This is a genomic window from Actinoplanes sp. CA-142083 (genome assembly GCF_050942195.1).
In the GTDB taxonomy this organism is placed as follows: Bacteria; Actinomycetota; Actinomycetes; order Mycobacteriales; family Micromonosporaceae; genus Actinoplanes.
This window is the reverse complement of the sequence record NZ_CP192076.1, coordinates 6,530,799-6,545,311: the sequence shown is the minus strand read 5'-3', so window position 1 is coordinate 6,545,311 and position 14,513 is coordinate 6,530,799. Positions and strand designations below refer to the sequence as shown.

Below are 14,513 nucleotides of genomic sequence, written 5' to 3'. Positions count from 1 at the left end.
CCTCAGGCCAGGGCCAGCGTGACCAACGTGAAGTGGTGCATGCCCAGCGCGCCGCGCAGGCGGGCGATCTCGCCGTTGGTGTAGAAGCCGCCGTACGGGACGCCGCCCAGCTCCTTGCCGATCACGCCGATCTCCTGCTGGACGCCCTCGCAGCCGAGCACCGTGCGCCGGCCCGCGCAGTCGAACGCGAGCAGGCCGATCGCGGCCTGCCCGTCCAGCCCGTCGAGCGCCTGGCTCGCCGACTCGCGGGCGCCGTCGACGATCGCGTCGTGGTCGCTCTCCATCAGCCAGGTCAGCGCGCCCTGCGGCACGTCGGCCAGGCAGAGCAGCGAACGGTCGTCCCGGTCGAAGCCGTGGATCACGCGAATGTCCTCGCCGCTGCGCCGCGAAAGTCCGAGCGGGTGCAGGAACACCAGATCGCGAAAGCCCGCCTCGTCGTCGAGCACCGACTCGTCCAGGCCCAGCCGGCGCATCAGCACATCGAGCGCCGGCTCGCCGTCGAGCTCGTAGACCCGGCCGTCGCGGCTGTTGGTCACCACCATCGCGTCGCTCTGCTTGCGCCAGCCGTGCGCGATGCCGACGCCGAGCGGCGCCTCCGAGCCGAGCGCGATGCCCATGGCCGCGTCGGAGAGGATCTCGACGCCGTCCCGCCCGCCGTAGAACTGGTACGTCCGCACGTAGGTGAGATCGTCGCCCGCGCAGCCGCCGACCAGCGGGGCCGCCGCGCCGACGACCGAGAACGCGCCGCGGACCAGCTCGTGCTGATTGCCGGTGAGCCCGTCGCAGATCATCACCAGGGCCCGGTGCGGGCGGTCGACCTCGTCCAGGCAGGCGGCGATCTCGGCGCCGGCCTCACGCAAGCGGGGGGTGACGTCACGAGCAATTTTCGTACGCGCGGAGAAACCGTCCCCGCCGAGCGCGACCACGGCGACCCCGTCCCCGCTGACCTCGCCGGTCGTCATCTGACCGGAGGTCGTGGCCCCGACGATCACGGTCTGCGGCCCGACCCGCCGGCGGACCTCGTCGAGCATCGCCGGCACGTGATAGCCGACCGAGCAGAACACGAACGCGAGTACCGGCTCACGCCCCTCGAAGGCCGCCTCGGCCGCGGCGGCACCCGCCGCGGCCGGATCGGTGAGGGTGCTGTGCCCGGCGCCAAACCAGCGTGTCATGGCCAGGGGATCGGCCCCTCGACCGGCGACTTTAGGGAAGAATCGCGTCGACGTACCCGCCGTCGACCCGCAGCGCGCCGCCGGTGGTCGCCGAGGCCAGCGGCGACGACAGGTAGACCACCATGTTCGCGATCTCCTCCGGCTCGATCAGCCGCTGCAGCAGCGACTGCGGCCGGTGCTCGCGCATGAACTCCCGCTGCGCCTCGTCCCACGGCAGGTTCTTGTCGACGAGCTCGTACACGAAACTTTCCACGCCACCGGTGTGCGTGGGACCGGCGATGACGCTGTTGACGGTGACGCCCGAGCCGGCCGCCTCTTTCGCGAAACCCCGCGACACCGCGAGCAGCGCGGTCTTCGAGACCCCGTAGTGGATCATCTCGGCCGGCGTGACGACCGCCGAGTCGCTGGCGATGTACTGCACGCGCCCCCAGCCACGCTCGCGCATGCCGGGCAGGTAGGCCCGGGTGAGCCGGATCCCGGCGAGAACGTTGACCTCGAAATACCGCCGCCAGTCGTCGTCGGTGATCTCCAGGGCCGGCCGCGCCCCGAAGATCCCGAGGTTGTTGATCAGGATGTCCACGTGCGGCAGCTTTTCCCGTACGGCCTCCGCGCCCTCCTCGGTCGCCACGTCGGCGGGCACCGCCACCAGTTCGCCGGACATCTCCTTCATCGCCCGCTCCACCGACTCGGCCGACCGGCCGTTCACCCCGACCCGCGCGCCGGCCGCCGCGAGCCCGGCCGCGATGGCCTGCCCGATGCCCTGCGTCGAGCCGGTGACAAGAGCGGTCTTTCCCGAAAGATCCAGTCGCATGCCCTCCATGCTGCCCCGTCCGCCCCGGTCGTGCAGAATGCCGGCTCATGAACACAGTCGGGCAGATCTTCGCGGCGATCGCGGCCCTCATCCACGTCTACATCTTCGTGCTGGAGAGCGTGCTCTTCCCCCGCCCGTCCGCCCGCAAGAACTTCGGCGTGACCGAGGCCGAGCTGCCCGCCGTCCGCCCATGGGCCTTCAACCAGGGCTTCTACAACCTGTTTCTGGCCATCATCGCGGCGGTCGGCCTGATCCTGGTCAACACTTCGTCGGAGCCCGCCGGCCGAGCCCTGATCGCAGCTTCGTGCGGCAGCATGCTCGCCGCCGCCCTGGTCCTGCTGGCCACCAACCGCCGCATGCTCCGCGCCGCGGCCGTCCAGGGCGCCGCCCCGCTGATCGCCCTCGTGCTGCTGATCGTCGCCTGACAGACGCGCGGTTTCCGCCCGAATGGGCGAACTCGGCGGTCCGCGGTCGCGGTTACGGTATTGCCTCGATCGCGTTCAGCTACCGAAAAGGACACCGCCGTGCCGAGGAACCACTCCCGGCGACATCCGCTGGTCTGGCTCTCCGGCGCCGATCCGCAGCTCCTGGAGTACTCGAGGCAGGACCGTAACCGCTTCGCGGCACTCGGCGCGCTGACGCTGGCCTCGGGCTTGGCGACGGCCATCCTGGCCGGGTACGGCGCACGGGTCGTGCTCGGGTTTCCGATCGCGGCGGCGGTGCCGGCGGGCGCGGTCGTGGGCGCCGTGATGGTGCTGCTCGACCGCGCGTTCCTGGCCGCCGCGCGACCGGGAACCGGGGCACTGCGCACGGCGGTGGTCATCGGCCTGCGAGGTGTGCTGGCCGCGGTTCTGGCTTTTGTGCTGGCCGTGCCGCTCGTTCTCGCGATCTACCGCACCGAGGTCGCTGAGCTCATCGCCGCCGACATGCAAGCCGCGATCGTCGAGACCACGACCTCCTACTCCCGTCAGGTCGACGCCGCCGAGGCGCAGCTGGTCGACGCGCGCGCCATCGCGAACGGCGCGATCCCCGACGTCGGCGACGACCCGGCCATCAAGGCTCTGCGGAACGATCTTGCCACGGTCGACAAGCAGTACCAGGCGGCGCTCGCCGCTGCCCAATGCGAGTTCGACGGCACCTGCGGCACCGGCTCAGGCGGCGGTGGGCCGTCGTACAAGGCGAAGATGCGCGTAGTGGTGGACCTGCGTGCCAACCGGGCTGTCGCCGAGAAACAACTTTCGCAGGCGACCGCGGCGGCGATCGCCGCCAAGCGCGAGACGGCCGAGGCCGAGGTCACCCAGCTGGAAGGTCGTGTCGATGACTTGCGCGCCGCCGAGTCGGACGGTCTCGCGGCCGCCCGGGAATTGCGTCGCTCGCCGAGCGTCGGCGACCGGCTGGAGGCTCTGAACCGGCTCTCGGATTTCCGGACGTCGGTCAGGTCCACCTGGCTCGTCTTCTGGATTCTGCTCACGATTTTCGGCCTGCTGCCCGTGCTGGTCAGGTTCGTCATGCACGTGAGCCGCCCCACCCTGTACGACTGGATCGCCGCCGAGGCGGGCGAGTCACGGTTCGAGGATGCGGCCGACTTCGAGGCCGAGGTCCGGCGCCGGATGCAGCAACTGGGGACGATCACTCTCTCGCCGGAGGAGGTCACCGAGTTCCTCGCGTACGTCCGGGTCCGCATGGTCTCGCTGATGGCCGGCGACGAGACCGCGCAGCTGCGGGTGCCGGCCGAGGTTCGCGTGATCGAGGGCGCGGCCGGCGCGGAGGTCCGCCCGAGCGGCGGAGCCAGGCCGGAGATCTCCGGCGGGCTGCCGGCCACGGGGATCGGCGGCCGTCCGGACGTCGGTGACGACGACAACCTCGAACGTTTCCTCGTCGGGGAGGCGCCGACGCGGGCGCGGGCCGGTGACGAGTTCAGCTTGGTCGCCCGGATCATCGCGGACCGGCCCGATCCGGACGTGCCGTCGGCCGCGATGCCCGCGCTGGCGGTCGGTCCGGACGGCGTCGACGTCGTGCTGCTTGTGCAGGTGGATTCCGGTCTCGCCGGCACGGACAAGTTGCAGGCAACCGTTCGGGTGCCCTATCGGCGCGGCTCGGCGCCGGTGCGGTTCTCCTTGCGGGCCGTACGGGAGGGGCTGCGGCGGATCCGGCTCTCCGCCTGGCTCGGCGGCACCTTGCTCGCCGAGGTCGAGCTCGAGGTGTCGGCCGAGAATCACCGGGTCGACGAGAGCAACCAGCGGCGGACCGCCCCGATCGACCGGTTGCGCGCCGAGCCGGGCGAGCTGACCATGCAGGTCGGCTTCGACGGGGCGCGGTACTCGTTCCAGCTCATCTCGCACCGGCTGGTCTCCGAGCCGGTCGTGGCGCGATCGCTGACCGAATCGCCGGGCGAGGCGGTCGAGCGGACCGTGGACATGCTGCGCCGTTTCGCCACCCCGGGCGGTGGTTACGGGGCTGCGAACCCCTACAGCCCGGCCACCGCGCGACGTTGGGTGGAGGAGACCGGGGTGGGGCTCTGGCAGGACCTGGTGCCGGATCCGATCAAGGAAGCCTTCTGGGAGCTGCGTGACGACATCGGTACGTTCACGATCGTCTGCGCCGACGACCGGGTGCCCTGGGAGTTGCTCTATCCGCTTTCCCGCACGGAGGACCACGGCTTTCTCGCCCAGCAGTTCCCGGTCGTGCGGCGAGTGATCGGGCAACTTTCGTCGCCACGGATCTCGCTGCGCGACGCGCAGTTCGTGGTGCCGCCGCGGGCGCCGGCGAACGCGAGCGCCGAGGTCGCCCGGGTGCGGGAGATCCTGCGCCGCCCCGACGGTGGGGTGATCTCGCACTTGGACGAGTTGCTCGGCGTGCTCGACAGCGGCGGTGCGGCGGGCATGTTGCATTTCGTCTGCCACAACAAGTTCTCGCTGGAGAAGGGCGGCTCCTCGATCGAGATGGACGGGGGCCCGTTCGTGCCGGAGATGCTGAACCGGGCGGTGACCCGGCGGTCGCTGCACGACCATCATCCGCTGGTGTTCGTCAACGCGTGCCGCAGCGCCGGCGCGGCCCCGGAGTACACCCGGATGATGAGCTGGGCCAACCAGTTCATGAAGGCGGGCGCCGGCGCCTTCGTGGGATCTTTGTGGCCGGTGAACAGCGATCGGGCGGCGGCTTTCGCGGAAACTTTCTATGCGGAGTTGGCGTCGGGGACGCCGCTCGGCCCGGCGGCGATGCGCGCCCGGGCGGAAACCGAGGACGCCGGGGACCCGACCTGGCTGGCGTACTCGGTCTACGGGGATTCGGCCGCGACGGCGGCGTGACGAAAGGGCAGCGTTTTGAAGGTGACCGGCGACGCCGTACGCGTCGATGATCTTGTTGATGCGGTCAAGCGGTCGATCACGGCGGCGAATCTGTCGGCGGCCAACCGGGAAAGGGATCTCCGGGTCTCGGTGATGGAGCTGACGCTGAACACGATGGCGACCAGCACAGCCGGGGGCGGGCTCGAGCTGAAGGTGCCGGTCATCGGGCTGCGGCTCAAGGCGGGCACCAAGCTGACCAAGGTCGACCTGCACACGCTGGTGATCAACCTGGAGGCGGCGCCGGGCGGGGTGAGCGGCGAGCTGCGCGACTACGAGGTGGACGAGGCGCTGGTCTCGGCGGTCGAGCAGGTGCGGGCGGCGGTCGCGGCCGCGGGGATGGGCGACGATCCGTTCGTGTTGCGGGACAGCACGATGACGCTTTCGTTCGGGGTCACCGCGGAGGGGTCGATCGTGCTGGGCTTCGAAGGTAATCTGCAAGACTCCGTCACCCAGGCGTTGAAGCTCACCCTTGTTCCCGCCTGAAGGCTCGAGGAGACCCGGATGACAGTGAATTGGACGCTGACGATCGACTGCCGGAGCCCCGCGGCGATGGCTGCCTTCTGGGCCACCGCGCTCGGCTACGTCGAGGCCTCGCCGCCCGCCGGCTTCGCGAGCTGGGAGGAGTGGGCGGTGAAGATGGGCGTCCCCGAGGAGGAATGGGACGACGGCGCCGCGATCGAGGATCCCGAAGGCATACGCCCGCGCATCTCTTTCCTGAAAGTTCCCGAGCCGAAGACCGTCAAGAACCGGGTGCACCTCGACATCCAGGCGGGCGGCGGCCGTGCCGAGCCGCAGGAGATCCGATGGGCCCGCGTGCAGGAAACTGTCGCGCGCCTCCTCGCGGCCGGCGGGACGGTGCGAAGCGAGGTCTTTCGCGATGACGGCACGCCCGACCACGTGGTGATGGCCGACCCGGAGGACAACGAGTTCTGCGTGGTCTGACCCTAGGCCGCCTGCAAGTAGGCGAGCACGGCCAGCACCCGCCGGTGCTGGCCGGCGCCGGCGCGTTGCAGCTTGAGTTTCGTGAAAATTCCGGTCACGTGTCGCTCGACCGCGGGAACAGTTACGTACAAACTTTCCGCGATTCCGGTGTTCGACCGGCCCTCGGCCATCAGCGCCAGCACCTCCCGCTCCCGCGTGGTCAGGCCGGCGAGAGGTCCGGTCACCCGGCCACGGCTCATCAGGCCCGCGACCACATCGGGGTCGAGGACCGAGCCGCCGGCGGCGACCCCGCGGACCGCGTCGACCAGCAGGCCGGGCTCGGCGATCTTCTCCTTGAGGAGGTAGCCGACCCTCGTCGTGCCGTCCGCGACCAGGTCGTGGGCGAACTCGGGCTCCAGGTGCTGCGACAGGACCACCACGCCGATCTCCGGGTTGGTGCGTCGCAGCTCGAGCGCCGCCCACATGCCGTCCCGCCCCTCGCCGGGCGGCATGTGGATGTCGGTGACGACCACGTCGGGCCGGTAGGCGCGGGCCAGCCCGACCAGGTCGTCCGCCGAGGTGGCGACACCGGACACGGTGACGCCACCGCGCTCGAGAACGCGCACCAGACCCTCCCGGATCAGGGCGTTGTCGTCGGCGATAACCACACGGATGCTCATGCGCCCGAGTGTCGGCGGACCGGCCCCGGATAGCAGCCGTCATATGACTCAAAGCATGTCGACCAGGGTGATGGGAAGCTTCCGGACCCGCTTTCCGGTCGCGTGGTGCACCGCGTTGGCGAGGGCGCCCGCGACGCCGCACATCGACACCTCGCCGAGGCCCTTCACCCCGACCGGGTTGAGCAGGTAGTCGGGCCGGTTCACGAAATCCACCTCGATGCTGCCGATGTCCGCGTTGACGCTGAGCGGGTACTCCTCGAGCGTCGAGTTCACGAAACCGCCGTACCGCGGATCGATCTCGAGGTGCTCGCGCAGGGCCGCGCCGAGCCCCCACACGACGCCGCCGCGCACCTGGCCGGCCGCGGTGACCGGGCTGGCCACGGTTCCGCAGTCGGCGACGCTCACCACCCGCGGCACCCGGATCCGCCGGGTCCAGCGCTCGACCCGCACCTCGACGAAGTGCGCGATGAAGCTGAACGCCACGAACTTTTCGTAGACCGGCCCGACCGCGGTGACCAGACCCCGCCGGGCGTGCGCCATGAGGTCGTCCGGGAGCCCGTTGGTGGCGGTGACGGTGACCGGCCGCGTCGCATCGAGCTCGCGAAGCTGGAGCAGGGCCGCCCGCACGGCCGGCAGCGCCGACGCGGTGCCCCACGACCCGGCCGTCAGGTGCTGCGGCGCGGCCCGCGTGTCGCCCAGCCCGATCGTGATCCGGTCGGGGGAGAGGCCGAGCATGTCGGCCGCGAGCAGGGTGACCGCCGAGCGGATGCCCTGGCCCATCTCGTGCCCGTCGACGCCGATGGTCACGCTGCCGTCCGCCTCGGCGGTGACGCGCGCGACCGCGGGGGTGGTCGAGGCCGGGTACGCCCCGAGCGCCACGCCCCACCCGATCTGCGCGCCGTCCTCGTCGATCCAGTTCCCGGGCTCGGCCGGGCGCTTGTCCCAGCCGAACATCTCCGCGCCGCGGTTGAGGCACTCGGCCACGTGCCGCGACGAGAACGGCAGGCCGGTCACCGGATCGTTCGTGACGTCGTTGCGCAGCCGCAGCGAAACCGGGTCCACGCCCGCCGCGTACGCGAGCTCGTCCACCGCCGATTCGAGGGCCCACGCCAGCGGATGCTCGAACGGCGCGCGCATGTATCCCGGCGTCTGCACGTCGGTCTGCACCAGCCGCTGCCGCCCCCGGAACGCCGAGAACCCGTAGAACCGCGAGCTCACGTCCGTGTACATCGCCGGAAACAGATCGTGTCGTGAGGTCTGCTGGTCGATCTCGTGCACGATCGCCTGGATCTTGCCGGTGCGATCGGCGCCGAGGCGCACCCGATGGCGGCTGAGCGGCCGGAAACTTCCGTTGTGGAAGACCTGCGGGCGGGTGAGCACGAGCTTGACCGGCCGGCCGAGCTGCCGGGCGGCGATCGCGAGCGGCCCGATGTGCGTCTGCAACGAGTTCTTCTGACCAAAACCGCCGCCGGCGTACGGCGAAAGCACTGTCACCTTTTCCGGCGGGATGCCGAGTTGCTGGGCCAACCCGTTGCGCAGGGCCCCGGCGTTCTGGGTCCCTTCGTGGATGACCACCTCGTCGCCGTGCCATTCGATCACGCTGGCCAGCAGCTCCATCGGCGCCGGGTTCTGCGACGGATGCTCGTACGTCTCATCGATCTGGACCTCGGCTCCCGCCACGGCGGAATCCGCGTCGCCCACCTTGATGTCCGCCAGGAACGGCAGCGGGATCGCCTGTTCCTGCACGAGAACGGTCGCGTTGGGATCGTCGAGCGTGACCGCGAACTTTTCCTCCTCGTAGGTCGCCGAGATCAGTGACGCCGCGTAGGTCGCCGTGACCGGATCGTCGGCCACGACCAGCGCGATCGGCTGCTGCCGGAACGCGATCTCGTCGCTCACGAGCGGCTGGAAACTTTGCACCCCGTAGCCCTCGGCCATGATGTAGCCCGGCGACTTCAGCTCGACCCGGGTCAGGACCAACTGGACCCCGGGCACCGACGAGGCTCGGGAGGTGTCGACCGAGCTCACCCGCCCCTTGTTGATGGTCGAGGTGGCGAACGCGGCGTGCGCGAGCCCGTCCGGCACCCGGTCGGTGCCGAACAGGGCCTTGCCCATGACCTTGTCGTGCGCGTCGACCCGGGTCGGCTTCGTGGTCATCGGTCGCCTCCCGCGACGTCGAGCAGGGCCTTCGCGACCGTGCGGATGCCGAGCTCGACCTTGAACTCGTTCGCCGCGATCGGCCGCGCGCCCTGCAGAGCGATCTCCCCGGCCCGCCGGGCGTTGTCCTCGGTGAGCGGCTTCCCGGTCAGCCAGGCCTCGGCTGCGGAGGCTCGCCAGGGCCGGGTGGCGACGCCGCCGATCCCGATCCGGCACTCGCCGACCACGTCGCCGGCGAACAGCACGCCGACCGCCGCGGACGCGAAAGCGAACGCGTAACTTTCCCGCGGCCGGATCTTGAGATATCCCGAAGCGGCCGCGACCGGGGTCACCGGCACCCGGATCTGCGTGATCAGCTCACCGTCGAGCAGAGCGTGCTCGCGCTCCGGCGATGAACCCGGCAGCAGGTTGAGTTGCGCGAAAGGCAGCGACCGCCCACCGTCCGGGCCGACAAGATCCACGACCGCATCGAAGGCGACCAGCGCGATCCCCACGTCGCCCGGGTAGGTGGCGACGCACTGGTCGCTGACCCCGAGCACCGCCATCCCGCCGTCCACGCCGCTGATGGCCGCGCAGCCGCTGCCCGGCTCGCGTTTGTTGCACGGGAACGGCTCGCCGCCGCGGAAATACGCGCAGCGGGTGCGCTGCATCAAGTTTCCGCCCATCGTCGCCATGTTTCGCAGCTGCTGCGAGGCGGACCGCCAGAGCGACTCCGAGATCGCCGGGAACAGGCGGATCACGTCCGGTTCGGCCGACACCCGGGACATCCGCGCGCCCGCCCCGATCACCAGCTCGCCGTTCGCGACACCGAGGTGGTCGAGTTCGCGTACGCGGTGGATGTCGACCACCCGCGACGGCGACGCGACGCCGATCTTCATGAGGTCGAACAGCGTCGTGCCACCCGCGAGCAGCGTGGTGCCCGGCCCGCCGGCCTGCAGCGCGTCGACCGCCTCCGCCACCGTCTCCGGGCGCTGATAGGTGAAGGGCAACATCACGAAGCCTCCGTACGGTGGGCGCACTGCCGGACCGCGGCGACGATCCCGACGTACGCGCCGCAGCGGCACACGTTGCCGCTCATGTACTCGCGGATCGTGTCGTCGGTCGTCGTGTTGCCCTCGGCGATGCAGGCCAGGCCCGACATGATCTGCCCGGGCGTGCAGTAGCCGCACTGCAGGGCGTCGTTGTCGATGAACGCCTGCTGCAGCGGATGCAAGTCGCCGTCCTGGCCGGCCACCCCCTCGATGGTGGTGACGTGCTGCTCGGCGGCCTGCACCGCGGGCGTCAGGCAGGACAGCACCCGGCGACCATCGAGATGCACCGTGCACGCGCCGCAGTGGCCCTGGTCGCAGCCCTTCTTGGTGCCGGTCAGCGCCAGGCGCTCGCGCAGCACGTCGAGCAGGCTCTCTCGAGGGTCGAGGCTGAGCTCGACGTCCCGGTCGTTGACGGTGAACGAGATCGGAATCGTGGTCACCCGTCGATGCTGCGACCGCCCGGCGGCCGCGGTCTGTCGTGCTGGCCGCACGGTGGCGTGGGGTTTGCCCTATGGCCCGGCCGCCGCGCGGCCCCGACGATCGACGGCGTGGATCTGAGAGAGCAGCCGGCGTCCGGCGTCGCCGGGCTGGTGGTCGTGCTGCCGGTCGCCTTGCTCATCGGTTTCGCGACCGGTGGCGCGGAAAGTTCGCTGCGGGTGGTCGGGCCGATCGTCACTTTTGGGCTGCCCGCGGTCGCGCTGATCGCCTTCTGGTGGGACGACTGGCCCGGGGTGCGCCTGCCCGGGGTGTGGGCGGGGGTCACCGACACGCTGATCGCGGCGGTGGCGGCGGTCGTCTTCACGATCCTGGGGCAGGCGGTGGTGGACCGGGTGGACTTCGGGGCGATGCTGAACCCTTTCCCCGGCCCCGGCCGCACCGCGACCTTCCCGGCGACGCTGCCGCTCGCGGCCGGCGTCTTCACGGCGATTCTGCAGCTCACGCTGGTGTGCGAGGGGTGGCCGGTGCGAAAGCTGCGAAAGATTCCGGCCGGGCTGGTGGGGCTGGCGCTGTGCTGGATAGTGGGCATAGCCGGCTACCTGCTGGTGGTGCGCACCCATCTGGTGCCGGGCGGCGTCTACGGCGCTTGGCTCACCGTCCTGGGCGTGTGGCAGGTGGTGCCGTATGTCGCGCTCAAGGGATGGCCGATCAACCTCATCGCCGATGACGCGCGACGCCGAGCGGCGGGGAACGCGCTGGTCATCGGGGGCGGCTGGGTTTCGTACCTGGTCTGCGCCACTTTCCTGCCACCGGAAACGATCACGGCGGTGGCCGGGTGCGCGATCGCCGCGACGCTGATCGTCGGCATGCTCCTCGACAGCTGGCTGCTTGCCCGCACGAAGACGGGCATCCTGGTCATGACGGCGGCCGCGACCGCGCTGACGTACTGGCTCCTGGACGCGAGCGTGCGCAGCAACGTCTGGCACCCGGGCGCCGGCACCGACGACTGGATCGCGTTCGCCGCGCTGAACGCCGTCGGCCTGGCCGTGATCCTGCACGTGGCGATCTGGCGGCGCTGGCCGGTCAGCGCCCTTTCCCGCACGAGAGGAAACACCGATGGAGCAGATGGACGAGGCTACGCGGCGGCTGGTTGACGCGGCCAACGCGAACGACATCGACGCGTTCCTGGCCGGCTTCACCGCCGACGGCGCCGTCGACGACTGGGGCCGGGTCTTCCACGGCTCCGAGAAGATCCGCGGGTGGAGCGACCGGGAGTTCATCGGGAAGCAGGTCAGCCTGAAGGTCGAGCGGGTGCGCCGCAGCGGCGACGAGACCGTGGTGACCGCGGCGGTCGGGGGGAACGGCTTCAACGGGCCGAGCACGTTCACCTTCCGGACCGAGGGCGACCTGGTCTCCCGCATGACGATCCGGGCGTGACGATGCGGGACGTGCTCGACGATCTCGAGCGGTGGTGGGCGGACGGCGAGACGGTCGGCATGGCCACCGTCGTGGCGACCTGGAAGTCGGCGCCGCGCCGGGCCGGGGCGACCATGCTGGCCGGGCCGGGCGGGCAGGTGGTCGGCAGCCTCTCCGGCGGTTGTGTCGAGGGCGCCGTCTACGAGCTCGCCCGCGAGGCGGCGCTCACCGGCGTGGCCGGGCTGCACAGTTTCGGCGTGAGCGACGATGACGCCTTCGCGGTCGGGCTGACCTGCGGCGGCGTGCTCGACGTCTTCGTCGAGCCGGTCGACCGGGCGCGTTTCCCGCAGCTGGGCGAGGTGGCCGTGGCGATCCGTGCCGGCCGCCCGGTGGCGACCGCGACGTGGGTGGCCGGCCCCGAAACGGGCCGCCGCATCGTGACCGGCCCCGACTTCGCCCAGGGCGAGCCGCCGGTCGGCACGGACTTCGCCCAAGGCGGGCCGTCGACCGACCCCGGCTTCGCTCGCGGCGGCCGCCCGATCGGCAGCGATTTCGCCGGCGTCGAGCCGCGGATCCGCGAAATGTTGCGGCGCGGACGCACCGGAATTTTCCTACACGGCGAGAGCACCGTTTTCGTGGCCGCGCACCAGCCGCCCCCGCGGATGATCATTTTCGGCGCCACCGAGTTCGTCGCGACCCTGGCCCGCACCGGAAAGTTTCTCGGTTACCGGGTCACGGTGTGCGACGCCCGCCCGCTCTTCGCCACCGCGCCCCGCTTCCCGGCCGCCGACGAGGTCGTCGTCGAGTGGCCGCACCGCTACCTGTCGGCCGAGGCCGAGGCGGGCCGGATCGACGAGCGGACCGTCGTCTGCGTGCTCACCCACGATCCCAAGTTCGACCTGCCGGCGCTCGAGACGGCGTTGCGCCTGCCCGTCGCGTACGTCGGCGCCATGGGCTCTCGCCGCACCCACCTGCAGCGGACCGCCCAGCTCAGGGACCGCGGCCTCCCGGCCGAAGCCCTCGCCCGCCTCGCCTCGCCGCTCGGCCTCGACATCGGCGCGCAGACCCCCGAGGAGACCGCGGTGAGCATCGCCGCCGAGCTCATCCTGCTGCGCAACGGCGGCACCGGCCGCCGGCTGTCATCCCTCGACGGCCCGATCCACCGGGTCGTCGGCGCCGGGCAGCCAAATGGTGGCTTCGAGGCCACCGCCGTCGGCCGCCGCCAGCGAGAACTTTCCGCCTGACGCCTCGACCAGCACCGCCACGATCGACAAACCGAGCCCCGCACCGTCCACGTTCTGGGCGTCGGGGGCGCGCCAGAATCTTTCCGTCGCGAGGCGGAACTGCTCCTCGGTCATGCCCGGCCCGGTGTCGCGCACGCGAATCGCCACCCCACCGGAAAGTTTCGCGGCCGCGACCTCGACCCGGCCCCCGGCCGGCGTGAATTTGAGGGCGTTGTCGATCAGGGCGTCCAGGGACTGGTCGAGCGCCGTGGCCACCGCGCAGGCCGGCAGCTCTGTCTCGGGCAGGTCGGTGACCAGCGAGATGTCGCGGCGAGTGACGAGCGGCTGCCACGCCGCGACCCGGTCCCGGGCGACCGCGGCCGCGTCCACTTGGGCGACGACGTGCTGCCCGCGTTCGGCCCGGGCCAGCGCCAGCAACCCGTCCAGCACATCCGCGAAACGATCAGTTTCGGCCAATGCGAGCGAGTGGTCGTCCCGCGCGGAGTCGTCCCCGAGTCGGCCGCCCAGGTCCTCGATGCGCAGCCGCAGCACGGTGAGCGGGTTGCGCAGCTGGTGGCTGGCGTGCGCGACGAACGACCGCTGCCGCTCCAGCGACGACGCCACCGCGTCGGCCATCTCGTTGAAGCTGACCGAAAGCCGCCGCAGCTCGGGCGGACCGAGGCCCGGCTGCACCCGCGCGTCGGTGGACCCGGCCGCGATCTCGTGCGCGGCCGCGTCGAGCCGGGTCACCGGCCGCAGCACCCAGCCGGCCAGCCGGTGCGCGGTCAGCAGGCACACGGCCACCGCCGCCAGCCCGCCCAGGCCCAGCTCGAGCCAGGTGAAGACGATCCAGCGCCGGTTCGGCCCGGTCGGCGACGCGGTCAGCACGCTGCCCAGCACCGCGCCGCCGTCGCTGACCGGCACCGCGACCACCAGCGGCAGCGACCGCCACGGCCAGACCACCGAGGGGCTGCTGACCTGCCGGCCGGCGAGCGCGCCGCGGATCGCCCCGTCCGCCCCGGCCACCGGGTCGCCGAAGACACTGAGCACGCGCTGGTCCTGGTCGACCACCATGGTCGCGATGCCGTAGAGGTCGTGGTAGCTGCGCAACTCGTCGGTGAGCGACTCGAGCTCCCCGCTGCGCAGCGCGGGCGCGGCCAGCGACGCGAACCGGGTGGCGTCGGCGAGCCGGTCGGCCACGACCCGCTCGGTCTCGCGGTTGGTCAGCGCGATCGCGAGCGGCACTTCGAGGGCGACCAGCACCATGCACAGCAGCAACACATAGGTGCCGACCAGCCGGTTTCGCACACGAACCCC

The 14,513-nt window shown here is 71.3% G+C and carries 14 protein-coding genes; 7 read left to right on the top strand and 7 right to left on the bottom strand.

Annotation, left to right across the window (positions count from 1 at the left end; translation table 11 throughout):
- Positions 1–2: 2 nt before the first annotated feature.
- Together ACQPZX_RS30105 and ACQPZX_RS30100 are read right to left on the bottom strand one after the other, a co-directional pair.
- On the bottom strand, positions 3–1,172 hold the full coding sequence (locus ACQPZX_RS30105) for an FIST signal transduction protein (protein ID WP_433362311.1): 1,170 nt from the start codon (positions 1,170–1,172) through the stop codon (positions 3–5).
- A gap of 31 nt (positions 1,173–1,203) precedes the next feature.
- Positions 1,204–1,983, bottom strand: coding sequence for an SDR family NAD(P)-dependent oxidoreductase (locus ACQPZX_RS30100; protein ID WP_433362308.1), 780 nt, complete (start codon positions 1,981–1,983; stop codon positions 1,204–1,206).
- A 47-nt stretch (positions 1,984–2,030) separates the two neighbouring features.
- On the opposite strand from ACQPZX_RS30100, the gene ACQPZX_RS30095 reads away from it, so the two are divergent.
- The 4 genes from ACQPZX_RS30095 to ACQPZX_RS30080 all read left to right on the top strand — a co-directional run bounded on the left by ACQPZX_RS30095 (position 2,031) and on the right by ACQPZX_RS30080 (position 6,272).
- Positions 2,031–2,408, top strand: coding sequence for a DUF1304 domain-containing protein (locus ACQPZX_RS30095; protein ID WP_433362305.1), 378 nt, complete (start codon positions 2,031–2,033; stop codon positions 2,406–2,408).
- A gap of 99 nt (positions 2,409–2,507) precedes the next feature.
- Entirely contained in the window at positions 2,508–5,291 is a 2,784-nt protein-coding gene (locus ACQPZX_RS30090) for a DUF4407 domain-containing protein (RefSeq protein WP_433362302.1), read from the top strand.
- 21 nt (positions 5,292–5,312) lie between these two features.
- Entirely contained in the window at positions 5,313–5,813 is a 501-nt protein-coding gene (locus ACQPZX_RS30085) for a trypco2 family protein (protein WP_433362299.1), read from the top strand.
- A gap of 18 nt (positions 5,814–5,831) precedes the next feature.
- A complete protein-coding gene (locus ACQPZX_RS30080; RefSeq protein ID WP_433362296.1) occupies positions 5,832–6,272 on the top strand; it encodes a VOC family protein in 441 nt (146 codons plus the stop codon).
- A 2-nt stretch (positions 6,273–6,274) separates the two neighbouring features.
- Here ACQPZX_RS30080 and ACQPZX_RS30075 read toward each other — a convergent pair whose 3' ends face one another.
- The 4 genes from ACQPZX_RS30075 to ACQPZX_RS30060 are packed head-to-tail and all read right to left on the bottom strand — an operon-like array spanning position 6,275 to position 10,559.
- Positions 6,275–6,931 (bottom strand): response regulator transcription factor, encoded by a 657-nt coding sequence (locus tag ACQPZX_RS30075; protein ID WP_433362294.1) that lies wholly within the window; start codon positions 6,929–6,931, stop codon positions 6,275–6,277.
- A gap of 48 nt (positions 6,932–6,979) precedes the next feature.
- The gene (locus ACQPZX_RS30070; protein WP_433362291.1) at positions 6,980–9,088 is read right to left on the bottom strand and encodes a xanthine dehydrogenase family protein molybdopterin-binding subunit; all 2,109 of its coding nucleotides are present in this window, start codon (positions 9,086–9,088) and stop codon (positions 6,980–6,982) included.
- A complete protein-coding gene (locus ACQPZX_RS30065; protein WP_433385497.1) occupies positions 9,085–10,080 on the bottom strand; it encodes an FAD binding domain-containing protein in 996 nt (331 codons plus the stop codon). Before ACQPZX_RS30065 ends, ACQPZX_RS30070 begins: the two co-directional genes overlap by 4 nt.
- Positions 10,080–10,559 carry a (2Fe-2S)-binding protein gene (locus ACQPZX_RS30060; protein WP_433362288.1) on the bottom strand — a complete coding sequence of 160 codons (480 nt, stop codon included), beginning with the start codon at positions 10,557–10,559 and terminating at the stop codon, positions 10,080–10,082. Before ACQPZX_RS30060 ends, ACQPZX_RS30065 begins: the two co-directional genes overlap by 1 nt.
- Before the next feature lie 108 nt (positions 10,560–10,667).
- Between ACQPZX_RS30060 and ACQPZX_RS30055 the strand changes: the two genes are divergently transcribed.
- The 3 genes from ACQPZX_RS30055 to ACQPZX_RS30045 are packed head-to-tail and all read left to right on the top strand — an operon-like array spanning position 10,668 to position 13,217.
- Positions 10,668–11,711 (top strand): hypothetical protein, encoded by a 1,044-nt coding sequence (locus tag ACQPZX_RS30055; RefSeq protein WP_433362285.1) that lies wholly within the window; start codon positions 10,668–10,670, stop codon positions 11,709–11,711.
- Positions 11,674–11,994 carry a nuclear transport factor 2 family protein gene (locus ACQPZX_RS30050; protein WP_433362282.1) on the top strand — a complete coding sequence of 107 codons (321 nt, stop codon included), beginning with the start codon at positions 11,674–11,676 and terminating at the stop codon, positions 11,992–11,994. The genes ACQPZX_RS30055 and ACQPZX_RS30050 overlap by 38 nt, the downstream gene beginning before the upstream one ends.
- A gap of 2 nt (positions 11,995–11,996) precedes the next feature.
- Positions 11,997–13,217: an XdhC family protein gene (locus tag ACQPZX_RS30045; RefSeq protein WP_433385494.1), complete on the top strand. Its 1,221-nt coding sequence runs from the start codon at positions 11,997–11,999 to the stop codon at positions 13,215–13,217.
- Here ACQPZX_RS30045 and ACQPZX_RS30040 read toward each other — a convergent pair.
- Entirely contained in the window at positions 13,113–14,504 is a 1,392-nt protein-coding gene (locus ACQPZX_RS30040; protein WP_433362279.1) for a sensor histidine kinase, read from the bottom strand. The two genes, ACQPZX_RS30045 and ACQPZX_RS30040, sit on opposite strands and share 105 nt — an antisense overlap.
- Positions 14,505–14,513: the final 9 nt, after the last annotated feature.